General features: G+C 30.3%; 22 protein-coding genes. 2 read left to right on the top strand and 20 right to left on the bottom strand.

Annotated features, from left to right (window positions below; translation table 11 throughout):
- Positions 1-2: 2 nt before the first annotated feature.
- Genes HSX10_RS07850 through HSX10_RS07790 form a run of 13 tightly spaced genes read right to left on the bottom strand, consistent with a single transcriptional unit; the run spans position 3 to position 13,675 of the window.
- Positions 3-692 carry an acyltransferase gene (locus HSX10_RS07850; RefSeq protein WP_173587656.1) on the bottom strand — a complete coding sequence of 230 codons (690 nt, stop codon included), beginning with the start codon at positions 690-692 and terminating at the stop codon, positions 3-5.
- A complete protein-coding gene (locus HSX10_RS07845) occupies positions 685-1,785 on the bottom strand; it encodes a glycosyltransferase family 4 protein (RefSeq protein WP_173587655.1) in 1,101 nt (366 codons plus the stop codon). The genes HSX10_RS07850 and HSX10_RS07845 overlap by 8 nt, the downstream gene beginning before the upstream one ends.
- 57 nt (positions 1,786-1,842) lie before the next feature.
- On the bottom strand, positions 1,843-2,853 hold the full coding sequence (locus HSX10_RS07840; RefSeq protein ID WP_173587654.1) for a glycosyltransferase family 2 protein: 1,011 nt from the start codon (positions 2,851-2,853) through the stop codon (positions 1,843-1,845).
- Positions 2,846-3,922: a glycosyltransferase gene (locus tag HSX10_RS07835; protein WP_173587653.1), complete on the bottom strand. Its 1,077-nt coding sequence runs from the start codon at positions 3,920-3,922 to the stop codon at positions 2,846-2,848. Before HSX10_RS07835 ends, HSX10_RS07840 begins: the two co-directional genes overlap by 8 nt.
- Positions 3,915-5,201 (bottom strand): flippase, encoded by a 1,287-nt coding sequence (locus HSX10_RS07830; RefSeq protein WP_173587652.1) that lies wholly within the window; start codon positions 5,199-5,201, stop codon positions 3,915-3,917. Before HSX10_RS07830 ends, HSX10_RS07835 begins: the two co-directional genes overlap by 8 nt.
- Before the next feature lie 50 nt (positions 5,202-5,251).
- Positions 5,252-6,106, bottom strand: coding sequence for a dTDP-4-dehydrorhamnose reductase (gene rfbD / locus HSX10_RS07825; protein WP_173587651.1), 855 nt, complete (start codon positions 6,104-6,106; stop codon positions 5,252-5,254).
- Positions 6,103-6,648: a dTDP-4-dehydrorhamnose 3,5-epimerase gene (rfbC, locus tag HSX10_RS07820; protein ID WP_173587650.1), complete on the bottom strand. Its 546-nt coding sequence runs from the start codon at positions 6,646-6,648 to the stop codon at positions 6,103-6,105. Before rfbC ends, rfbD begins: the two co-directional genes overlap by 4 nt.
- 5 nt (positions 6,649-6,653) lie before the next feature.
- Positions 6,654-7,517 (bottom strand): glucose-1-phosphate thymidylyltransferase RfbA, encoded by an 864-nt coding sequence (gene rfbA, locus HSX10_RS07815; RefSeq protein ID WP_173587649.1) that lies wholly within the window; start codon positions 7,515-7,517, stop codon positions 6,654-6,656.
- Position 7,518: 1 nt separating this feature from the next.
- Positions 7,519-8,538 carry a dTDP-glucose 4,6-dehydratase gene (rfbB, locus tag HSX10_RS07810; RefSeq protein WP_173587648.1) on the bottom strand — a complete coding sequence of 340 codons (1,020 nt, stop codon included), beginning with the start codon at positions 8,536-8,538 and terminating at the stop codon, positions 7,519-7,521.
- Complete coding sequence (locus tag HSX10_RS07805; RefSeq protein WP_173587647.1) at positions 8,531-9,583, bottom strand: hypothetical protein; 1,053 nt, start codon at positions 9,581-9,583, stop codon at positions 8,531-8,533. The genes rfbB and HSX10_RS07805 overlap by 8 nt, the downstream gene beginning before the upstream one ends.
- A 3-nt stretch (positions 9,584-9,586) precedes the next feature.
- Positions 9,587-11,278: a DUF6909 family protein gene (locus HSX10_RS07800; RefSeq protein ID WP_173587646.1), complete on the bottom strand. Its 1,692-nt coding sequence runs from the start codon at positions 11,276-11,278 to the stop codon at positions 9,587-9,589.
- A 28-nt stretch (positions 11,279-11,306) separates the two neighbouring features.
- The gene (locus tag HSX10_RS07795; protein ID WP_173587645.1) at positions 11,307-12,809 is read right to left on the bottom strand and encodes a GH3 auxin-responsive promoter family protein; all 1,503 of its coding nucleotides are present in this window, start codon (positions 12,807-12,809) and stop codon (positions 11,307-11,309) included.
- Positions 12,809-13,675: a M23 family metallopeptidase gene (locus HSX10_RS07790; RefSeq protein ID WP_173587644.1), complete on the bottom strand. Its 867-nt coding sequence runs from the start codon at positions 13,673-13,675 to the stop codon at positions 12,809-12,811. Before HSX10_RS07790 ends, HSX10_RS07795 begins: the two co-directional genes overlap by 1 nt.
- 115 nt (positions 13,676-13,790) lie before the next feature.
- On the opposite strand from HSX10_RS07790, the gene HSX10_RS07785 reads away from it, so the two are divergent.
- Entirely contained in the window at positions 13,791-13,973 is a 183-nt protein-coding gene (locus HSX10_RS07785) for a Sec-independent protein translocase subunit TatA/TatB (RefSeq protein WP_173587643.1), read from the top strand.
- 84 nt (positions 13,974-14,057) lie between these two features.
- Here HSX10_RS07785 and HSX10_RS07780 read toward each other — a convergent pair whose 3' ends face one another.
- From HSX10_RS07780 to HSX10_RS07765, 4 genes are read right to left on the bottom strand one after another with little or no spacing between them, the layout of a single operon-like run.
- A complete protein-coding gene (locus tag HSX10_RS07780; RefSeq protein WP_173587642.1) occupies positions 14,058-15,038 on the bottom strand; it encodes a DUF4837 family protein in 981 nt (326 codons plus the stop codon).
- 23 nt (positions 15,039-15,061) lie between these two features.
- Positions 15,062-16,621: a LysM peptidoglycan-binding domain-containing protein gene (locus HSX10_RS07775; protein ID WP_173587641.1), complete on the bottom strand. Its 1,560-nt coding sequence runs from the start codon at positions 16,619-16,621 to the stop codon at positions 15,062-15,064.
- 34 nt (positions 16,622-16,655) lie between these two features.
- The gene (locus HSX10_RS07770; protein ID WP_173587640.1) at positions 16,656-17,615 is read right to left on the bottom strand and encodes a hypothetical protein; all 960 of its coding nucleotides are present in this window, start codon (positions 17,613-17,615) and stop codon (positions 16,656-16,658) included.
- A 3-nt stretch (positions 17,616-17,618) separates the two neighbouring features.
- The gene (locus HSX10_RS07765; RefSeq protein ID WP_173587639.1) at positions 17,619-18,806 is read right to left on the bottom strand and encodes a phosphoglycerate kinase; all 1,188 of its coding nucleotides are present in this window, start codon (positions 18,804-18,806) and stop codon (positions 17,619-17,621) included.
- A gap of 178 nt (positions 18,807-18,984) precedes the next feature.
- Between HSX10_RS07765 and HSX10_RS07760 the strand changes: the two genes are divergently transcribed.
- The gene (locus HSX10_RS07760) at positions 18,985-20,145 is read left to right on the top strand and encodes a DNA polymerase III subunit (RefSeq protein WP_173587638.1); all 1,161 of its coding nucleotides are present in this window, start codon (positions 18,985-18,987) and stop codon (positions 20,143-20,145) included.
- A 35-nt stretch (positions 20,146-20,180) separates the two neighbouring features.
- Here the strand turns inward: HSX10_RS07760 and HSX10_RS07755 are convergent, their stop codons facing one another.
- The 3 genes from HSX10_RS07755 to mnmG all read right to left on the bottom strand — a co-directional run bounded on the left by HSX10_RS07755 (position 20,181) and on the right by mnmG (position 24,841).
- Positions 20,181-20,702 (bottom strand): OmpH/Skp family outer membrane protein, encoded by a 522-nt coding sequence (locus tag HSX10_RS07755; RefSeq protein WP_173587637.1) that lies wholly within the window; start codon positions 20,700-20,702, stop codon positions 20,181-20,183.
- 213 nt (positions 20,703-20,915) lie between these two features.
- The gene (locus HSX10_RS07750) at positions 20,916-21,773 is read right to left on the bottom strand and encodes a class I SAM-dependent methyltransferase (RefSeq protein WP_173587774.1); all 858 of its coding nucleotides are present in this window, start codon (positions 21,771-21,773) and stop codon (positions 20,916-20,918) included.
- Positions 21,774-22,969: 1,196 nt separating this feature from the next.
- Complete coding sequence (gene mnmG / locus HSX10_RS07745; protein WP_173587636.1) at positions 22,970-24,841, bottom strand: tRNA uridine-5-carboxymethylaminomethyl(34) synthesis enzyme MnmG; 1,872 nt, start codon at positions 24,839-24,841, stop codon at positions 22,970-22,972.
- Positions 24,842-24,899: the final 58 nt, after the last annotated feature.

Genomic DNA, 24,899 nt, shown 5'->3' with positions numbered 1-24,899 from the left:
CGTTATAAGTTTTTTATCAATTTTGCTGGTACACCACCAATAACACAGTTCCCATCAAAACTTTTATTAACAACAGAACCTGCAGCTACAATTGTTTTATTTCCTAAACAAACCCCGTCTAAGATAATGGCTCCTCCACCAATCCAACAATCATCTTCAATTTTAACTCCTTTTCTATCTTCTCCTTGTTCTTTAATTAGGCCTTTTCCTGCAAAAATATGATTCTCAGAATAAATCTGAACGCTTGGTCCAATAATAACATTATTACCTATAGAAACACCGCCTTGACCACCAATAAAAACATTGATATTAATTCCTGTATTATTACCAATACTAACCCCTTCTCCTTTATTTGCAATAACACCTGTACCTATAATTGTTCCGTTTCGTTCTATAGTGACATTATCTCCCAGCGTTATCCCTTTTTTAGAAAGTGCATTTATGGATACATTGTCTCCAAGAATTAAATTCTTACCTGCTCTAAACAAATGAGAATGTTTAATCTGAACATGCTTTCCTTTAAAGAAAAACCCGCTAGTTTTAACAAAAAAGACTTTAGAGAAACCTCCTCTTAATATTTGCTTCGCTCTAATAATTATTATTTTAATTACCTCAACGTTAGAATACTCAGATTGAATACTGTAATTTTTATCTCCCTTTATTTTAGAAATAAGTTTACCTAAATTAATCATTCACTACAGATTTTATAACATTATAAATTTCCTTACCAACAACATCTTTTTTAAATTTATTAGCTTGTTCTTTTCCTAAAGTCACTCTTAAATCAAACTGTTCTTTATCTATTAATAATTTATTAATTTGTGTAGCTATATCTTTATAATCGTCTGGATTAACATATAGTGCAGCATCACCACATACCTCAGGCATAGAAGTGGTATTAGAAACTACAGTTGGTGTACCAAGAGCCATTGCCTCTAAGGGTGGTAAACCAAAACCCTCTGCATAAGACGGAAAACAAAATATTTTTGCTGTAGAATAAAATAAATTAAGATCTCTTTCTGGCACAAACCCTACTTGTATAACTCTATTCTTTAAACCTAATTCGCTAATTAATTTATTAATGTCAAACATTTTATGATCAACACTTCCTGCAATAACCAAAGGCGTATTATTTGCCACATCTGGCATTGCTTTGAGTAAATTATAAATATTTTTTCTTGAATTTAACCTCCCTAAATAAAGAATGAATTCGCTAGGTAAATTATATCGCTTTTTAAAGGCTTCTAAATCTTCATTTGAAAAATTAACACTCTCATAGTTTGTAACACCATGATATACAACAGATACATTATTTTCTTTTGCTAATCTATGTTTAACAACTCTATTTTTTTCACTATTAGATATTGTAATTATATGATTACAATATTTAGAAAGGTATTTAATAGGCTTCAAATAAACCTTTTCTTTAAGTGTGAAAAACTTAGGATAATCTAAGAATAAGATGTCGTGTATATAATTTATACTTTTTTTTGCACCGAAAGGACTCGGGAAATTTTGATACATTATAACATCTAAATCTAGTTTTCTAGCTGCTAAAGGGACTAAAAACAAGTTTGCAAATAGATTGTTTGAATCTTTAATATATATCAATTTTACATTGTCTTGTAAAAAAGGAAAGTTATTACCCTTATCTGATTTATTTAAAAATAAAAAAAGCTCGTCTGAAGTATTTAATTTAATTAATTGCTCTACTATATTTCTAATAACTACAGTTCCACTAGGTGGACCTTTAAAAAACCATTTTGCATCTATCCCTATTTTCATTCTCCTAAAATAATTTTATGTAACTCATTAGGTAATATAACCTACTACTGGTGTTTTTTAAACGTTCTTACGATTTAAAGACCATTTATAAACTGATTTAAATGCCTTAAAAATAATAAACACACGTTTAAATTGACCTCTAATAATTCTATTTAATGGAAACATTACGAAGGTCAGTAAAAAAACTAAAGGAGCAAACTTTTTGAAAAATTTTAAAGTTAAAATCAATCTTCCTCTCGTATAATAATAATCGGCTAAAGTACTGTTCTTACCTGTAGAACTTCCCCCTTTATGATATACTAATTCTTCAACTAAAAAGCTTGGCTCAAACGCTTTTTTAGCACCTTTTAATACCCAATCTAATTCTTCAAAATAAAGAAAATAATCTTCTGAAAGAGGCCCTACTATATCTAAGTAGTCTTTTGTAACGACCATAGAAGCTCCATTAGGATATTTTATGGCTTCAGATTTTCTAAATTCATCTTCGTTTTTAGAAATATTTAGTTTAGATATTTTAGGATTATACAAACCTCCTATGGACTGAATTTCCTCTCCGCAACTATATTCCATTAACGAAGTTCCTAAAACCCCATGATTATTTTGACTTAATGAGTGAGTTACAATAGCATCTAATGCAGAACTTTTAACTACCGTATCATTATTTAGTAACCAACAAATAAAATCTTGTTTTACCGTTTTTAAAGCATTTAAAACAATATTATTGGCAGCTGCAAAACCTTCATTTTTTTCCGATTTTATGAATATTACTTTATCGTGAATGTCTTCAATTTTATGAGAAAACTCTTTTTCGCTTAATGATATATTTGAAACTGGTTTTGTTATTAAAGGAAAAACTAGATTGGGAAACTTAGTTATAATTTCATCTTGATATTTTCCTTTAGACCAATCTTTTAAAACGTTGAAAGAATCTTCTGTTTCAGAATTATCTACAACAAGAACCTGATAATTACTATAGCTTTGTTTTAATAGACTTTCTAAACATTCTATAGTATCAGTTTCATTGTTATAATTAACTAAAATTATATATACCTTCTTTTGTTTATTCATCTAATAAATCTTTCCATTTTAAGTATAACTTATCTACTGAAAAGTATTGAGAATTCATCAAAGCTTCTTGTTTCATTTGGTTTAAATCCTTTATGCCTTCATCTAAAATAGCTTTAGTGTTCTTAACCAATTTAGAATCATCAGATAAAATAAACCCATCAACATTATTTTTAATAATCTCTTTAGGTCCAGAGTGATCTGTTGTTAATGTTATAACACCGTTTAACATAGCTTCGATAATAACAATACCAAATAATTCTTCCCAAGTATCTGATTTTCTAGAAAATAAGATTTGAATATCATGATTTTGATATGTTTTATAAAGTTCTTTCTTATCAGAAAGATAACCGATATAATTAATATTTGATTGTAATTGGGCTTTTGTCTCTACAATGCTTTTTAATTCACCATCTCCAATAATTGTTAAACTGAATTTTTGAGGATCGAGAACATTCATTAAATCAAAAAGTTCTTGAATCCCTTTTTCTTCAATTAATCTACCAACGTAGATTAACTTAGTTTTATTTGATTCCCTCTCATTAACAGCGGTATTTATAAGTGATTTTTGAGAATAAGCATGGTAAACAATACTTGATTTACATTTTAAATCATAATATTCTTTTAGACTAGATAATGCTGAATTTGTAACGGCAAATACACCTTTAATATCCTTTTCTAAAAACCCTCTCCATGATTTCTTAATGTAATTGAAACTAGATAATTTTTTTTTGGGGTAGAAATCACCCGACCAACTTGTCCAAGACGTAAAATAGAAAACATTATGCTTCTTTAATATCAATTTTAAGTGTACCAACCGCCAATCATAAGGTGCAATACCTATTATAATTTTCTTTTTTGATGAAAAACATAACTTTATTAAAAACACAATATTTAATAATTGGTTTTTTAACAAGTTAAAATCTCTCTTAACGATACTCTTAAATAAAAAACGGGTAATTGAAAATTCGTGATAAGCTATTTTCTTATCGTGTCTTAAAGCGTACTCTTCTAACGCTAAAAAATGAGATTTAGCTCCTCTTTCGTGTAATACGTATATATAATTATCCATTTAAACCACGTATTTTATTTTTTAGATAAAGATAGAATACGATTAAGGCGGCAGACAAATTAAAAAACTGAGTTAAGACATTTGATACTGCTGCTGCAATAGCAGGAGAATCTAAAAAAGAAAGTAGACTAACAAGTAAGGTTATATTAATTACACCACCTGCAATGTATATTTTCATTGAGTATTTTTCTAAAGAAAGAGAAAGGAAAACAACGTTGAATAAAAAATAAGATATTGGTGTTAATAATATTAGAATCGCCAAAATCATAAAAATATCTATTCCTGCTAAATAATCAGAACCGAGTACAAGTGTTATAATTTCTTTAGCAAAATACAAAGATATACCGCAAACTATTGCTCCGATAATAATGGAACCTAACAAACCTATTTTAAACTCTTTTAAAGCTCTTTTTTTGTTTGTTGACACAAGATTAGCGAAATATGGATACGTGGCGTTATAAACAGGTGTAAACATAAACTTAAAGGCCTGAATGATTTTTTCAGAGCCTCCATAATATCCCATTATATCATCTTTAACCATATTACCTAATATAAAGGTATTTGTGGTTGTGTAAGCAGATATACTAAAGTTTGAAATAAAAACATGAAACCCGTTACTAAGCTGTTCTTTTATTTTTAGCCATGGTACAATTTTTAGTGATATTTGATATTTATTTTTAAGTAACCAAAGCCCTATTAATCCCGAAATAATAAACCCAAACGAGTTTAAAAGCGGAACATATAAATAATCTTGTTCTTCTGTAATTAAAAAGAATATAGAAAGCGTGAAAATTAATTTTGATATAAAATTTAATATCGCAATATATTTCATTTGCTCTATCCCTTGGAAAAACCATGATGGTAATAATATATTACCAATCACCATACCATAGGTAAAATAATAAATAAGGCTATCTTCTTGAAACCTAGAAAAGGAATTAACAATTATAAATAGGATAATAAAACCTAAAATACCAAGGATCAATCTTAGATTATAAATAGAGGAAACTATAGACTCTAATTTATTTTTGTCGTCTTTATTTTGTGCTATTTGACGAACACCAATTAAATTAAATCCATAATCAGAAAGAATCATGAAGTAATTAATAAAGACTTGCGCAAAGAATATAACCCCATATTTTTCTGGTCCTAAAACTCTCGCTAAATAAGGAAGTACTGCTAAAGGTAAGAGATAATTTGTAGCCTGCATTACCGTTAATGAAAATGCATTCTTTAAAACGACTGTTTTATCTTTACCTATCTTTATTCTTTTTGACATTGCAACTTAATTAGCTCTAATTTATTTTCTAAAGAGGTTTGTTTTACAAATTACTTTAGTGCTAAAATTGCATTATGAAGACTCGTTTCCCAGTCAGGAATATTGATTTCAAAAGTATCTTTAATTTTATTTGTATCTAAAACACTGTATTTTGGGCGCTCTGCTAATGTTGGATATTCTGCAGTTGTTATATCATTTAATTTAATAGTTACACCTGCTTGCTTAAATATTTCTTTAGCAAACCCATACCAACTTACCACACCTTGATTACTATAATGATAAACACCATAGTTTGTTTTTTTAGATTCAATAATTTTTAAAACAGCTTCGGCTAAATCTTTTGCATACGTTGGGCTCCCCACTTGGTCACCTACAACACTTAACTCATCACGACCATCGGATAACCTTAACATTGTTTTTAAAAAGTTATTTTTATATTCAGAATATAACCATGATGTTCTAACTATAAAATGCTTTTCTAAAACCTCTGTAATGGCGCATTCTCCTTCTAATTTTGTTTTACCATAAACCCCTAAAGGACTCGTAGTATTTGTTTCTAAATACGGAACCGTTGATTGCCCATCAAAAACAAAATCTGTTGAAATATGAATTAAAGTCGTATCAAAATTTTTGCAAGCTTCAGCTAAGTTCTGAGCTCCTAAATGATTTACTTTATCTGCTAATTCAGCTACTTCCTCTGCTTTATCTACAGCTGTATAAGCTGCACAATTTATACAATAATCAAATGAAGACGCACCAAAGACATCCTCTATATTCGCTTTATTAGTAATATCTAATTCTGAAGAAGATTTAAAAGTAAATTGAAGATTTGGATGCCCTGAAACTAAGCTTTGAAAGCAATGCCCTAATTGACCATCTTTAGCGGTAACAAGTACATTTATCATATTTTAGCATCTTTTAATTTAGGTAAAATGATATCTTTATCTGAAAGAATAAAATCAGTACTTGGCAGTTTCCAGTCTATATTTAGATCTTCATCATTATAAATAAGCCCTGCTTCTGATGCTTTATGATAATAGTTATCGCATTTATAGCTGAAAATTGTTTCATCTTCTAAAACAATAAAACCATGCGCAAAACCTCTTGGCACAAAAAGCTGTGTTTTATTCTCTTCTGTAAGCTCTACAGCAACATGCTGTCCAAATGTTTTAGAACCTTCTCTTACATCTACCGCTACGTCTAAAACAGCACCTTTAACAACACGTACTAATTTTGCTTGGGCATGTTCACCTAATTGATAATGTAACCCTCTTAAAACCCCTTTAGAGGATTTAGATTCGTTATCTTGAACAAAGTTTACATCCAACCCTAATAAAGAATTAAATGTTTTTTGATTAAAACTCTCAATAAAATAACCTCTTTTATCTTTAAAAATATTAGGTTGTAAAATATAGCAACCTTCTAATTTTGTTTCTTTAATTGTCATTCTTTTTATTTAGATAATAAACTTAATAGATGCTTACCGTAACCACTTTTAATTAATGGTTCTATAAGAGACTTTAATTGATCCTCATTAATGTACCCCATACTAAAAGCCGCTTCTTCTATAGCTCCAATTTTTAAACCTTGACGTTCTTCTATCACTTGTACAAACTGAGAGGCTTGCATTAAAGATTTAAAAGTACCTGTATCTAACCAAGCTGTACCTTTATCTAGAACGCTTACTTTCAATTTTCCTTGACTTAAATAAGCTTTATTAACATCTGTAATTTCTAATTCCCCTCTGTGACTTGGCTTAATATTTTTTGCGATTTCTACGACAGAATTATCATAAAAATATATCCCAGGAACCGCATAATTAGATTTTGGATGTTCTGGTTTTTCTTCAATTGAAACAGCCTTACCCGATTTATCGAACTCTACAACACCATAACGTTCTGGATCAAGAACATGATAAGCATAAACGATTCCTCCATCAGGATCATTATTTTCTTGCAATAAGTCTGATAAACCAGTTCCATAAAAAATATTATCTCCCAGAATTAAAGCCACTTTATCATCACCAATAAAATCTTCACCAATAATAAAAGCTTGAGCTAATCCATTAGGTTCTTCTTGTACCGCATATTGAAAATCACAACCAAATTTAGTACCATCACCTAACAATTTTTTAAATAAAGGTAAATCTTGAGGTGTAGAAATGATTAATATTTCTCTTATCCCAGACAACATTAAGGTTGAAAGCGGATAATATATCATTGGCTTGTCGTAAACAGGCATTAATTGCTTGCTTACTGCTAAAGTTAAAGGGTGTAATCTTGTTCCTGATCCACCTGCTAGTATAATTCCTTTCATATTAACTGTTGTATTTATTAAGGTACCACTCTATCGTTTTCATTATACCAGATTCAAAATTTTCACTCGCCTTCCAACCTAATTCATTTTCTAATTTTGAAGCATCAATAGCGTACCTAAAATCATGTCCTGGTCTATCTTTAACAAATGTAATTAAATCAGCATAAGACGAAGTATTCTCTCTTGGCTTAATAGTATCTAATATTTCACAAATCTTATGAACGATGTATAAATTATCACGTTCATTTTTTCCACCAACATTATAGGTTTCACCAGCTTTTCCTTTTTGAAATGCTAAATCAATTCCTGTACAATGATCTTCTACATACAACCAATCTCTAATATTTTTTCCATCTCCATAAATCGGTATAGCTTCATTATTGATTGCCTTTCTTATAATGGTTGGAATCAGTTTTTCATCGTGTTGTTTTGGACCGTAATTATTACTACAATTGGTTGTAACAACATTCATCCCATAAGTATGAAAATAACTTCTAACAATAAAATCTGATGATGCTTTTGAAGCACTATAGGGACTATTTGGTGCATAAGGCGTTTCTTCAGTAAATAGACCTGTTTCTCCCAAGGTTCCATAAACCTCATCTGTTGATATATGATGAAACCTATTAGTCTCACAACCTTCTTTGAATGAAAATGGTGCATCCATCCAATGTTTTTTGGCAACATCTATTAAGTTAAAAGTTCCATTAACATTTGTTTTTACAAAGGCATCAGGATTCTTAATTGAGTTATCTACGTGAGATTCTGCTGCAAAATGAATGACTCCAGAAAATTTATATTTTATAAAAAGACTATTTACAAGTTCTGTATCACAAATATCGCCTTCAACAAACGTGTAGTTTTTATTTTCTTTAAGTTCACTTAAATTAGAAAGATCGCCTGCGTAAGTCAGTAAATCAAGGTTAACAACCTTTACGTCCTTATAATTCTCTAAAAAATGAACTACAAAATTTGAACCGATAAAGCCTGCTCCTCCTGTTATTAAAATTGTTTTACTCATAATTCTTAATAAAATTAAATGCTTTAAGTACTAAAAAAGTTATTATAAAAAGTAATAATGTTAAAATAGGAAATAATATAAAATAGCGATGACCAATACTTTTGTCTTCATTACCCAACCTATCAAAAGTAGATAAAACATCAAAATAAGTGTTTTCTTCTGCAACACTTTGATTTATCAATTTTAAACTTCTTAAAATCTCTTGTTCCTTAATAAATAAGTCATACTCTTTAGTGACAGACATCTCTTCTTTTAGTGGTATGTTTGATGTATATCCGAATGATAAATCTCTAGTTTCTGAATTATTTTTTAAGACTTGTAAATATGTTTTTTGAATACTATCTAAACGTGTTAATTCTATTTCATACGAAGTACGCTCTATTGACACCATTGTATCTCTAACGTGCTTTTTATGTTTAGAAAAATCATTTTCAAGCGTTTTTTTGAAACCAGGATAAAGCAACGGAAAAATGTCATTTTTACGAGATCTCGCTTTAATAGAAAACAAATTACCAGATAGTAAATTTCTATTTCCTACGTATTCTTTATAACTTAATTCGTCTACCAAAGACGTATCTATAGATTGTACATATTCATCATATTCTACAAATAAATCATTTTGAGTTTCTGGTCCGGCTTCTAATGAAAAACTTACTAATTCATCAGCCGTTAATGTATCTATTTCAAAGATATAAGATAATTCCTTGAGATTATTTGAACCTATTAAAGTATTAAAATAGTTGATATTACTCGCTAATTGGTATTTAGAACCAAAATTAGTTCTAACAACCATGTTTGAATAATAAGTTGGTTTTTTATTCTTTTGAACAACAAAACCCAAAATAGAGGTAATTACAACAGCAATAGCTACTATTTTTATGTTATCTACAAGTGGCTTTATAATATAAATTAAAGCAGAAAAAACCCCTTTAAATATACCACCTATAAAAGAAAATAGTCTTTCAAATAAATTGCCAATCGCATTAAATAATTGTCCTAAATCAACCTCTTCATTTTCTGGTTGCTGCGGTAATTTCTCACTCATTTTTTATGAATTAAATATTTGTTCTAGTATTTTTTTTGTGATTGCATAAGTTGGTCTAACTCCCGAAGCTCCTAATCCTCCAGAAGCTAAAGTCCCTCCTGTTTCTAATGGATTATCACTAGCGTAATACGCATATCTTACTTTTACATCTTCGTTTATATTCCCTCTAACTCTAGATGCTGCTTGGATGGCTTTTTGGTAATGTGCACCTTCCATTTCTAAGCCTATAACATTCCAAGTCGATTTTTTAAAGAATTTTAAAATTTCTTTATTCTGAAGTGATGTTCCCAAAACAGTAACCATCGTTCCTTCAAAAACAGAGAAACCACAATCTAAAAGATCTTCCTTAGTTAACTCATTTTTAAATGGATAATTATCTGCAGTACCTTCAAAAATATGAGCATTAGGAATCATAACATCTCCTTTTCCTCCTTGTAAAATACCAGCTTTCCCCATAATGGAAATAGATTCTACATTTAAATGTACATCTTTACCTGCTACATGTATAGGCTTTAAAAATTCATCTAAAGTTTCATAAGCTTGCTCTCCAAAGGCATAATCCATTACAAAGATGACCGCTTTTTTCTCTTTAGCTTCTTCTAAATACTTAAAGTCTGTTTTAGAAAAATCTATTTTATCGGTATCAAAAATCTGGATATCAATATTAGTCCCTGAAGTATCTTTAATAGTTATCATTCCGTTTTGCAACGCTAATTTTTCAACCTTACTTCTTAAGTGTCCATTTTGAGACTCACTTAAAGCTTCATAAGTTTGAAAAATATCTTTTTTAGCATCTGCTCCTTTAAGTGCTCCTTTGGCAAATAAAGTATTCATAACGCTATGCATGTTAGCACTAATAATATGAATAGGTCTCCCTAATAATCCGTTTTTATGTAAAGCCGACTTTATTTCATCTGCCCAAATTTCACCATGAATATGATGTCCTAAACGCTCTCTTAAAACAGGACTAAATGTTATAGTACGTTTTTCATTATTAATTGTTTCTTCTATCGCTAATTTCCCTAACCAATATACAATATGAAGTAAGCGTTCTGGTTGGTTTTCAGTAGCAAATTTTGGATAAGCATCTGTTAACTCATGAAACGTTCTGCCTAAAATATTAGCAGTATGCGTTATTGCAATTTCACGTTCTTTTTGTGTCAGTTTATTAGTAGAAAGGACAGCATTCTCTAATTTTTGCCAATCTCTAATTGTAGAACCATCTTCATCAATAATAACACGCTTGCTTATTTTATGAGACTCTACAAATAAAAACGTAAGATGTGTTAAAATATCGTAAATCTCAGAACGACCTCTTGTGATTTCAATATTCATTTGCTCATCGTCAATACGATAGCAATTACGTCTTCTTTTAGGTGGAATTATAGATTGAAAATGAGAATTTGCATACCCTTCATCACTTGTTAAGTTAACAAAAGTACACTCTTCTATACCTTGAGGTAAACGATCTACCACATATAATAATCCTTCTAATTCTGCTTTCTCTTCACCAATTGAGCCATAAATCTCTGGACGCAATAGCAATAAAGCTTCACGTAATGTTTCTCCAGAAATCCCCATTGGCTTATAAAAACCACGGTTAAAGAGGTGACGCATTGTTATATACATGCGCTCTATAGCACTAGAACTCTCTTGTGCTCTAGTTCTTCCTTGTTCTTTTTTTGTTGTACTCATAATATTAGTTTAACCTGCAAATATAGGCTTATTTCGTTAAATGAAGTTCATGTAAACTATCTGCAATCTTTCGATCGTTTGATAATCTTGGTATTTTATTCTGTCCTCCCAACTTTCCAATAGACTTCATATAGCTCTGAAAACCATCTTTTTTAATTCTTGTTATTTTTAAAGGTCTAAGAACTTTTCCTGTAATTAAATCTAAATAATAACTGTTTTGTTGTTGTAAAGATTGTTCTAAGGCTTCAATTAATTCAGCTTCATTTTCTGGTTCGTTTTCAAACTCTATTAACCATTCGTGATAAGGTAAACCTTCCTCAGGACTTATTTGAGGGGCTACCGTAAATTCATTAACCGAAATTAACGTATTTTTTGTTGCTTCTTTAAGCGCTTGCTCTACTTCTTTACCAATAACATGCTCGCCAAATGCTGAAATAAAATGCTTTATACGACCGCTAACAATCAATCTATAAGGCTTTAATGATGTAAACGCAACAGTATCTCCAACATTGTATGCCCATAATCCTGCTGTAGAAGAAATAATCATTACATAATTTACACTTAACTTAACATCTGCAATTGTAATTCGTTTTGGGTTTTTATCGAAAAAATGTTCTGCCTCTACAAATTCATAGAATATTCCTGAATCTAGCTGAAGCAACATTCCTTTTTCGTCTTGTTTATCTTGAAACGCAAAAAAACCTTCACTTGCCGGATACAACTCAATACTATCTACTTTTCTTCCTATTAGATTCTCGAATTTAGCACGATAAGGTTCATAATTAACACCTCCAAAAATGAACAAATTGAAATTTTGAAAAAGATCACCAACACTCTTACTAGATTTCTCTATTAATTTCTCAAAATACATTTGTACCCATGGTGGTATTCCAGAAATGATACTCATATCTTCATGGATCGTTTCTTCTACAATTGCATCGACCTTAGTTTCCCAATCTTCAATGCAGTTGGTTTCTAAACTTGGCAATCTGTTTTTTTGAAGATATTTAGGAACAAAATGAGCAACTATACCAGATAATCGACCTAATTTTATACCGTGTTTTTCTTTTAAAATAGGACTTCCTTGAAGGAAAATCATTTTACCATCTACAAATTTCGCATTTCCAGTTTCATGGATATATAGCAAAATTGCATTCCTTGCCGCTTCAATATGAGTTGGCATGCTTTCTTTTGTAATAGGAATATATTTTGCACCAGATGTGGTTCCTGAAGTTTTTGCAAAATAAATAGGTTTACCCTTCCAAAGAATATCTTCTTCACCTGCAACAACGCGTTCTACATAAGGCTTAAGTTCTTCGTAATCTCTAATTGGAACATTAGCTTGAAACTCTTCAAACGATGTTATATTTTTAAAATTATGATCTTTTCCAAAAACGGTGTGTTCCGCTGTAGAAATTAAATTACGAAACACTTTTTGTTGTGTTTCTAAAGGTTTAGAAGACCATTTATTTATTTTCCTTGCGACGTATTTTGCAAAAGGTTTTGAAAGTGCGGCTTTGAGTGATGCCATTACTGAAAATTAATAAAGTTAGTTGGGTTTACAGAGTATCCCTTGCTCCAAAGTTCAAAATGTAAATGTGGGCCTGTGGTTAATTCACCTGCGTTACCAGACATAGCTATAACTTCACCAGACTTCACTAAATCTCCTTGAGATTTTGTAATCGCAGAATTGTGTTTATAAACAGAAATAAGCTCTTCATTATGCTCTATAATAACCACATAACCTGTTTCTATAGTCCATTCAGCAAAAATAACGGTACCATCTGCAGCTGCTTTTACAGGGGTATTTAACGGAACTACAATATCTACAGCAAAATGTTTTTCTTTTAGGTCATAACCTTCAGAAATAGTTCCATTTACAGGTGGAAATAATACGTAAGATTGATCATCTGAGACCTCAAACAAATTATATTTATCTTCCTTATCTACTTTAGCTCTTAAAAGAGAATCTTCTCTACTTGTTGGGACTTGTAAAATATCGAGATCATTTTTAGCTGCTTCTATAATAGAATCTCTATTAAAATCTATGGTTGCAACATCTCCTATTAAAACTTTTCTGATAGATGCGTAATAGCGTTTATTCAACTCTAATTCTTGAACTAAAGAATCTGTTTTATAGTTTAAAACAGTAGCTCTCTTTTTTAACTTAGCTGATGAATAGCCTGGGATATATTCTCTTAAAGGCGTAAATGCAATAAGTAAAACCGTGAAAAAGATAAGTGATATTGCTGAAAGTGAAGATAACACAAACACATTAAGCCTTGTTAACTTTATTGCAAAACGTTCTTCAAAAGTATCTTCGTTTAGTATAACTAAACGGTACTTATGAAGTAACTTTTTAGTAAACTGTTTTTCTTTTTTTTTCTTTTTTGCCATCAAAACAAAATTAGTTAAAATACTGAAATAGTACTACCATTAACTCTTAAAGTTGACTAAAGAATACTATTATATAAACTATAATTACTAACTTTGTGGTCTAAAATTTAAAATTATGATTTTCAATAATATATTTTTATTCATAGGACCATGGCAATATGTTATAATTGGTCTTGCTATACTTTTATTGTTTGGTGGTAAAAAAATACCTGAATTAATGAAAGGATTAGGTAGTGGAATTAAAGAATTTAAAGACGCTAGCAAAGAAGAATCTACAGATATTAAAGAGAAAGAATAATACTTTTATTTCTCTTGTAAGAAAACAAAAGAGGCTATCTAAAATATATTTTAGATAGCCTCTTTTTGTTTTAAGTTTTAATTATTATTTAATCTTAACCGATTTAATCATCGCTTCCAATTCAAAAATATAATCTCTTTTTTCTAAGGAAGGTGCATACACATACCCATCTGCTACAATGTAACGGTTATTAATTTTATCTTCAATGGTATAAGTGATAAATGGACCTGCCATTGTAAAACCATTCATTACCCACATACCTCTCACTTCGTATGCTGGCTTATTATCTATAATCGTTTCAAACATTGATGGCGCATAAGCATCTTCAACCTCCATATAAATACCATCTTCTCCTGGTATTTTAGTTTTTGTAATATCGTTTCTCATCTTTACAATATCTACAATTGCACTATCGCCTTTAGAAATAGTTTCCATTGGTACAGTATAAAGCATTAGGTCTATCGTTTTAGTATTACTTAAATTCTTTCTAAGCCAGAAAAAATCTTCGTCTGACTTAGCGATATTATAAACTGAAGGAATACTCATAGAGATTCCTAACTTCTCTTCTATGTTCTTATCCGTTAATGGAGAAAGCTTAATACGTCTTAATTTTTCGTTAACTTCTTCTTTATTAAAAGCATCAATAATTTTATCCTTATTCTCTTCTAATTCCCTTATGATATCTTGGTTTGTTTTACCACCAACTACAGCAACTGTTTGAGGTTTAGCAAAGGGATTATTTACAATTTTAGTTGTAGATTCTACATTACCTTTTTCAATTTTAAGTACTATTCTGCTTCGTGCAGCAAATCCGTCAAAAACCTGAGTAGGAATTTGTTTCATATTAAATAAAGGCTCTTCTGTTGGTAAACCATTTACTGGCGCAGCAAAAATATTCCTTATCTCCTCTCCGACTTCACCATCCCACACATTATTATCTGCAACTATAGAAATGGTATTTAAATTTCCATTTGAAGCGGGTAAATAAATAGTGTTGTCTTTTTCCTTTTTATCTCCACATGCTACAAGCAATACACAAAATAATACAGTACAAAAAGCTCTCATAATTTATAATTTTTGTTGGTTTTTTATTTAGACACTACAAGTGTCATTCCTATTTTGAGTTTATTACCACTAATATCGTTCCAATCTTTAATATTATCAACAGAAACTCCAGGAAACTTTTGAGCAATACTCCAAAGTGAATCTCCAGACTCTACTTTATAGACTTGTTTTCCTGCTGTATTGATTACTTTTTTAGGCTTTTGTACCGGTTTAGTAACACCATGATTCTTAGCGAAAATAGTAAGACGTTGTCCTACTTTTAAACTATTGCTTCTTAAGCCATTCCATTGCTTTAATTGACTTACTCTTACGCCATATTTCCTTGCAATCTTACCAAGATAATCTCCGCTTTGTACACGATATCTAATCTTACTATCTGCTTTAATAAGTTCTGGTAATGGTTTTTCACGCTTATTAAATTCTGCATTTGCAAAAGCATAAATACGATCTTCGTTAGTGACAAATGTTCCAATTGCTGAACGCGGTAATCTTAAGACATATGTTTTTCCTTCTACCTTTGGAATAATATCTAATTTATAAGCCGGATTTAAAAACTGTAATGCTTCAATATTTATACCGGTAGCTTCAGACACATGGTTTAATGAGATCATTTGTTTCACGTGTACCGTATCTGTTTCAATTAACTGATAATCGGGGCGTTCTGGCTTAAAACCATGCTCCTCTGCATATTCAAAAATATACATTGTTGCTAAAAATGCAGGTACATAACCAGCTGTTTCTCTTGGTAGATTATGACGGATATTCCAGTAATTTGTAGCTCCGTTAGACCTTCTAATCGCTTTATTTACATTTCCTGGTCCTGAGTTATAAGCTGCTAATGCTAAATCCCAATCATTAAAAATGCTATATACTCGATTTAAATATTCAGCGGCTGCTTTTGTTGCTTTTATAGGATCACTACGATCATCTACATAACTACTCACCTCTAAACCGTGTTCTTTTCCTGTTCCGTACATAAATTGCCACAAACCAGTTGCACCAACTCTAGATCTTGCTCTTGGTTTTAAAGCCGATTCTACAATGGCTAGATATTTCATTTCTAACGGAATATCATGATTCGCAAATTCTTGTTCAAACATTGGAAAGTAAAAATGACTTAAGCCTATTAACTTTTCAAACGATCTGCGTCGGTGTTTTAAATAGCTTTTAATAACACTCTCTAAGGATTCGTTATATTCTACATTAAATGGAGTTCTAGCGTTTAAACGTTCTAATCTAGCCTTTAATGTGTCTGTAGAAAGTTCAGGGTAATCCACAGGTTTGTAATTCATTTCTGCTATTGATTTGTAAATAGTATCAAAAAGTGAATTATTATATAATTCTTCTAACCATTTTTCATCGAGTTTTGCAGCTTCGGGTAGGTCTGAAAGATTTTTAACATCTAAAGAATCTTTAATCGGATGAATCTTATCTTCAGTTTTAAATAACTTACCATCTAAAACCGCATCTTCAGTTCTATTAACCTCAGATGGTGTTTTTACAATGCTATCCGTTTTAACTTGTGCTACAAGATGAGCACTAAAAATAATTGTACAAAAAAATAATACTATAACGCGTAGCATAGCTTAATATCGTTTATTAAATTAATCGAATTGATTAATTAGGTTTAAAATAAAAAATTGGGGAATTTCTAGAATGAGGCTCACCTTCTACACCTTGCCGTAATAACTCACCTGTAAAGGTATTTATTGTTCCGACTTCTTCTCTTCCATCTCCATCTATAAAATATTCAAAAGCACTATCTTCAGTATCGTAACCTATTGATGCACTTCCTATAAAAGTATAAGTATCAGAATTATCAGTAATTAAATCACCTTGTAAATCTGTTAAATATTCATGGACTTGATAGCTAATTTCTTTTCTTCCGATTAGGAATTGATGTTCTGCATCACCAAACCCTTTAAAAAAGTTGTAATTAAAGTTTGTATGTTCTTCTACTAAACTAAACGTATCTAAATCGATAATCATAGTTTTTTGAGCTGAAGAATTAAACACATCTTGAATGATAACTAACTTATTAGACGCTTGAAAATAACTAATTCCTTCAATACCAAAATTAGGAATACCAAAGGTTGAAGTTACATTCTGAGTTTCTACCAACGATCCATTCTCAAAAGTTTTTAAAAGAATATTTGAATCGTCTTCAGTAACTAAAAAATGATATCTATTTTCTGATTCCATAAAGACACCAGACATTAAATAATCATTTTCATCAAAATTAATAACAGAAGATTGAACTGTATAGTTGTAATCTCTATTCTCGTATAAGTCTTGTAAATCAATGTAATTCAACTTAAAACCTGAATAAAAATCACTTCTAGAAATAAAGTACAACCGTTTAGATTGTACTTTATTATAATAGCCTAAAATGCTCAAATAATACTCAGAAGAGCTACTTTCAAAAATCACCTTATTTGTTTGGTCACCTATGAAAACGAGATCTCCATCATAATCTAAGAGCACTTTATATCTTATATCTGTTACTTCAGAAGTTGTATCATCAGAATCACAGCTAAAAAAGAAAAATAATAAGAAGATGTATTTAAACAACCTCATATATTAATCTAATATTGCAGCAATACCAGGTAAAGTTTTACCTTCTAGACTTTCTAACATTGCACCTCCACCAGTACTTACATAACTTACTTTGTTTTCAAATCCGAATTGTTTTACAGCAGCAACAGAATCTCCACCACCAACTAAAGAAAACGCTCCGTTTTTGGTTGCTTTTGCTATAGAGTTTCCTAATTCGATTGTTCCTTTTGCAAAACTTTCCATTTCAAAAACACCTAAAGGTCCGTTCCAAAGAATCGTTTTACATTGGTTGACAACAGTATCAAAAATCTCGATAGATTTTGGACCAGCATCTACACCTTCCCAACCATCAGGAATATTTGTAACATCACAAAATTGTGTATTTGCAGTATTGCTAAAATCATCAGCAGCAACAACATCTACAGGTAAATGTATTTTAACACCTTTTGCTTCAGCTTGCTTTAAAATATCTAAAGCCAATTCCATTTTATCATCTTCACAAATAGAATTACCAATTTTTCCACCTTGAGCTTTAATGAAAGTAAATGTCATACCTCCACCAATAATTAAGTGATCTACTTTGTCTAAAATATTCTCAATTACTGTAATTTTTGAAGAAACTTTAGCACCACCAAGTACTGCTAAAACTGGTTTTTCACCATCTTCCATTACTTTTTTAATGCTTTCAATTTCTTTAGCTAAAAGAAGACCAAAACATTTAGCTTCCGGAAAAAACTCAGCTACAATTGTTGTAGAAGCATGTGCTCTATGCGCTGTACCAAAAGCATCATTAACGTATATATCTCCTAATTTTGATAATTTCTCAGCAAAATCTTTATCACCTTTCTTTTCTTCTTCGTGAAAACGTAAATTTTCGAGTAATAAAATTTCACCAGGTTTTAAAGCTGCTGCTTTTTCTTCTGCCTCTGCACCAACACAATCGCTAGCAAATTTTACTTCAACACCTAAAATATCTTCGATTTTAGGAACAATATGCTTTAATGAAAATTCATCTTGAACACCTTTTGGTCGTCCTAAATGCGACATTAAAACGCAGCTTCCTCCGTCTTCTAAAATTTTAATAATTGTCGGTTTTGCCGATACAATTCTCGTAGCATCAGTTACTTCAAACTTATCATTTAACGGCACGTTAAAATCAACTCTGATTAATGCTTTTTTATCTTTAAAATTAAAGTCATTTAATGTTTTCATGATATATATTTTATAACACAAATATAAAGATTAGAAACATAAATATTTTATATAGTTTTGCTTAATATCGAATAGAATTTGAATTTAACGTTTAATTTAAATTTGTTCCATATAAGACGTGAAAAATCTTGTAATAAAAGACCTCAATTAAGAGGTAAAACATAATAGAATCAAAACCATGTTATTTTCTGAAGTTTTAGGTCAAAAACACATAAAAAATCACCTTACAACAAGTGTTGACGGAGGCAGAATTGCACACGCACAGCTATTTGTTGGCGCAGAAGGCTCTGGCACATTACCAATGGCATTAGCTTACGCACAGTACATTTTATGTAATAATACCAATGGTGAAAATACTGGCGGAAAAGATTCTTGTAATATAAAGTTTAAAAACTTCTCGCATCCCGATTTGCATTTTGCTTTTCCTGTTACAACAAGTGATAAGGTAAAAAGCAAACCTGTTTCTAAATATTATTTAGAAGAATGGCGGCAACTATTAGACCAACAGCCTTACGGAAATCTCTTTGATTGGTACAAGCTTTTAGGCGTTGATAACAAACAAGGGCAAATTGGTGTTGAAGAAGCTTTAGAAGTCGTTAAATCACTTACATTAAAATCTTTTGAAGGCGGACATAAAGTGATGATTATCTGGATGGCTGAAAAGATGAACACCGCAAGTGCTAACAAGCTTTTAAAGCTTATTGAAGAACCACCAGAAAAAACAGTATTTATTCTTATTACAGAAGACGAAGGACAGATTATTAACACTATAAAATCCCGTTGTCAGATATTACATTTCCCACCTTTAGCTGAAGAAGCTATTGTAGAAGGGCTAATAAAAAACTACCATATAGAAGAAGCTGTTGCTATAAAAATAGCACAACAATCTAATGGAAATTACAACAAAGCTTGCGACCTTATCTATAATGATAGTGAGGATATTCAGTTTGAAAAATGGTTTGTACTTTGGGTACGTTCTGCTTTTAAAGCACGAGGAAACAAAGCTGCTATTCACGATTTAATTTCATGGTCTGAAGACATTGCTAAAACAGGACGTGAAACACAGAAGAAATTTTTAAGCTTTTGCCTTAATTACTTTAGACAAGCCTTATTATTGAATTATAATGCTAAAGAATTGGTTTATTTAGAACCAAAATCAGAAGATTTTAAGTTAGAAAAATTTGCACCTTTTGTTCATGACGGTAACATAATGGAAATATCATCAGAACTACAAGATGCTATATATCATATAGAACGAAACGGTAATTCTAAGATTATTTTAACCGATTTATCTATAAAACTCACTAGATTATTGCATAAAAAAAGTCAAGCTTCATAGCTTGACTTTTTTATATCCAACCCTAAAATTGAGTACTATTTTTTCTCCTTATAAGATGCATTAAGCGCCTCAAGAACTTCTTTAGTTAAATCATTTGTTTCTTTACCATACATAACGCTTCTAGAAGCATCACTAGTACCAAAAATGTAAGAATATCCGTTAGTTTCTGCATAATCTTTTACAAAATCTACAACTTCAACAATAGAAGAATCTATTTCAGTTTGAAATTCTGTTTGAAATGTTTGCTGGTCAGCTTTCATTTGCTGCTCTATCATTTGCCATTTTTGTTGAAATGGTTGTGCAGCTTGTTGTTGTTGTTGTTCTGACATACCAGCTAATTTTTGCTGCAACTGAGCTACTTCTTTTTGATAAGCTTGCCCAAGACTATCACTTTTCTTTTTTGTAGCTTCATCTCTAGCTTGATATTTATCTTCAATATCTAACTTTCCTTGATAATCATTAATTAGTTCAGAATTATTTACAAAACCTGTTTTTTCTGGTTGAGCACAAGATGCTAAAACAACTAATACGCCTAAGCTTAAAAATATTCTCTTCATGATGTATATTAAAATTAATTTTTACAAATGTATAAAAGTTAGATTGTGATTTGGGTAAATTATTTAACTATTGCTATTTTCTATTGAATTTAATCACCTCCATTAATTTAATCAATTAAAAACAAGCTTAAATAAAGTGTTTTAAGAGGTTTTAAAAAAAACCCTTTACAATAACACATTTACAATCTAAATCAGTAATTAGTGCTCATTAAATCAAGAATTAACCTTTTTTAACACATAAATAAGCGAAGAATACTCATTATTTTGGCTTGCTTTACGATTTGAGCGCCAACCTATCCAAAAAGCTTTAAAAGGATTCATAAATCCGGATTTGTATTTTTCAGAAAGTAAACAGACATAATACGCATCAAATTTCATTGGTAAAGTCTTAACCAATTTCATATTTTCTTTTTTAAATAATTCTGAAATCGATGTTTTTGAAAAATGCCAAAGATGTCTCGGCACGTCATAAGCAGCCCAAAAGTTTTTATAGTATTCCGCATCATAACTTTTATAATTAGGAACAGCAATAACTAAAGTACCATTCGGCTTTAAAAGGGATTTAAATAATGCCGTTTGTTTTTCTAAATCAGGTAAATGTTCTAAAACATGCCAAAGCGTAATAACATCAAAAGAGTTTGGTTCAAAACTCTCTAAGACTTTTGGTTCAAAAACTGTATCATTTGTTTTTGAATTAGCGATTGTTCTTGCCTTTTTATCAGGTTCAATTCCTGTAATCTTCCACCCTCCTTTTAATGCTGTTTGTAAAAAATCACCAGTTCCGCAACCAATATCTAAAAGTGTTTTAGACTCAGATTGAAACGAATTAATCAGTTTTAGTTTACGTTTTAGAGAAATTACTCTCACATAATGATAGGCATATTCTAACAAATTACGCTTAGTATCTGTATGCGAAATGTAGTTTTCACTTTTATAATACGCAGACAACTTTTCGCCTTTAGGTTCCGGAAAAGTCACTAACATATCTAATTCGTTATTATATAATAACTGGAATTCTTCCTTAGAAACAGAATGATCTTTTAAAGTAATGTATGTTGATTTATTTTTTATCACGAGTATAAAATGTTTGAATATTATTAAATTTTAATGAAATTGAAGCCTATTAATTTTTAATCTTAAGACAAAAGTAGAATTATATATTATCGTTTTAAATCTAAATCTTATAAAAAAGACTCTTATTTATTATATATTATTTTCTAATTTAAGACTTAATGATCTAAAAAAAATAACAAAGTAGTCCTGTAATTTTCTTTTTTTTAGAAGCGTTAATAAAATACAAGGAGATTAAAATCACAAAATGGAATTTATTTATTCCATTTTATTAATCTAAATCAAACTATTTTAGCGCAACAAAATGAATAAATCTAATATTAAACAACTTAAAAAATCAATAAAATTTACTTTTAAAAAGTATTAATATTGATAATTTAAACCAAACCTAACCTACTATTTTAGTACATATTTAAAATAAAAAAGGCTGAAAACATATTAAAAAAACACACATTGTTCCACGTACAACATTTTAATTGAGTAGAAAAAGACAATATGTTTCTGTATTTAATCTTATAAAACAATACGATCTTTTAGTTTATTTTAAATAAAACACACTAACTAAAACAACAAAAGTATAAGATTTAGATACCAATACTACTTTAAAAACAAGTGAAATTTACTTTTAAATAGTATTAATATTGATAATTTAAACCAAACCTTACCTACTATTTCAGTACATATTTAAAATTAAAAAGGCTGAAAACATATTAAAAACTACACACATTATTCTTCGTGTAACGTTATAATTAACCTAAAAATAGACACTATTTTTTAGTTTTCTATACTATAAAACAATGTATCTTTTTTACTTTATAGAAAAAATATCACCAAAAAAAGCACACAAAAACTATCTCTTTTTAAAAACAACACAAGCTTTAAATTTAAAAACAACTAAAATAAACAGCTTAAATTTTAATTTTAAAACTATTAATAACAATAAAAAACACAAAATAAAGCATCTATTCAAAGCTACAAATCTTATGTTTAAAAGTTGTTTTTTAAACTAAATCACGCCAATTTCAAGAAGAAATAATTAAAATAAAGAAGCTTTAAAACACTTTAAAAAGAATAAAAAAAAGAATGAAAAAACTCGTTTCAAAGTATAAATAAGGAATAAATATGATATTATTATCTCGATGTTCCACGTGAAACATCGAGATAATAATATCAAAAAACTACTAATACAACATTAATTATCGACCTAAATAAACCAATAAAACAGAAATATCATTAGGTGAAACACCACTAATTCTTGATGCTTGAGATATGGTAACCGGCTCTATTTTTGCTAATTTTTGCCTTGCTTCTATACTCATAGATTTCAATTTTGAATAATCAAAACCAGCTGGAATTTTTAAATTTTCGAGTCTATTAAGCTTATCTGCATTGTTCTTTTCCTTCTCAATATAGCCTGCATATTTGACTTGAATTTCTGTTTGTTCAATCATTTCTTGATCTAATTTATTAGCCAAAACATAATCATTAACAGCTTTAAATTGCCTAACATCATCGATAGTAATATTCGGTCTAGCATACAATTTAAACATCTTATCTTGCTGTTTAACCGGTGATGAATTCTTAGCTTCTAAGACCGAATTTGCTTCTTCAGGCGTTACACTTGTATCTCTAAAAAACTGTACAAACGCATGAGATTTAGATTGCTTTTCTTCCATACGGTCTAAACGTTTTTTAGACGCTAAACCTAAATCATAACCTTTAGGTGTTAATCTAAAGTCAGCATTATCTTGTCTTAAAAGCGTTCTATATTCAGCTCTTGACGTAAACATCCTATAAGGCTCTTCAGTACCTTTTGTGATTAGATCATCTATTAAAACACCTATATAAGCTTCATCTCTTTGTAAAGTAAAAGCATCCCTTTCTTGCACTTTTAAACTTGCATTAATACCCGCCATTAAACCTTGAGAAGCTGCTTCTTCATATCCTGTAGTACCATTAATTTGTCCTGCAAAATACAAGCCTTCAACTAGCTTAGTTTCTAAAGTATGCTTTAACTGTGTAGGCGGAAAATAATCGTATTCAATTGCATAACCAGGTCTAAAGAATTTTACATTTTCAAAACCAACAACAGAACGCAATGCTTTAAATTGAACATCTTCTGGTAACGATGTAGAGAAACCATTAATATAATATTCACAAGTATTCCAACCTTCAGGTTCTACAAATAATTGATGTCTATCTTTATCTGCAAAGCGATTAATCTTATCTTCTATTGAAGGACAATATCGTGGTCCAACACTTTTAATTCTACCATTAAACATTGGCGATCTATCAAAGCCTTCACGAAGTAAATCGTGCACCAATTCGCTTGTATAAGACATATGACAAGAACGTTGTTTTGTCAATGGTTTTGTAATATCTAAATAAGAGAATTTGTCTGGATGTTCATCACCAGGTTGTTCTACCATTTTAGAAAAATCTAGAGATCTTCCATCAACCCTAGGTGGTGTTCCTGTTTTCATTCTTCCAGATTCGAAACCTAAATTCACAAGCTGTTCTGTGATTCCGGTTGCTGCTCTTTCACCTGCTCTACCTCCACCAAAATTCTTATTACCAATATGAATTAAACCATTCAAAAAAGTACCATTAGTAAGTACAACAGATTTCGATTTAATTTCAACCCCGAGTGATGTTTTTACACCAACAACTTTATGATTCTCGACTAATAATCCAGAAACCATTTCTTGATAAAAATCTAAATTCTCAGTTCCTTCAAGAAGCATTCTCCAGTCTTCTGCAAAACGCATTCTGTCACTTTGAACTCTTGGGCTCCACATTGCAGGCCCTTTAGATTTATTCAACATTTTAAATTGAATTGCAGACGTATCTGAAACAATTCCGCTATAACCTCCAAGCGCATCAATCTCTCTTACAATTTGTCCTTTTGCAATTCCTCCCATTGCAGGATTGCAAGACATCTGTGCAATGTTCTGAAGGTTCATTGTAATTAATAATGTTTTGCTACCCATATTTGCAGCAGCAGCGGCAGCTTCACTACCAGCATGGCCAGCACCTACAACTATAACATCGTAAACTTCGTTAAACATATTTATTTTGATTTTGTTCCACGTGGAACAATTTATTCCTACAAGCGTAGGATTTGAG

This window comes from Winogradskyella undariae, assembly GCF_013285155.1.
Classification (GTDB): Bacteria; Bacteroidota; Bacteroidia; order Flavobacteriales; family Flavobacteriaceae; genus Winogradskyella; species Winogradskyella undariae.
This window is presented reverse-complemented; position numbering and strand designations above follow the sequence as displayed.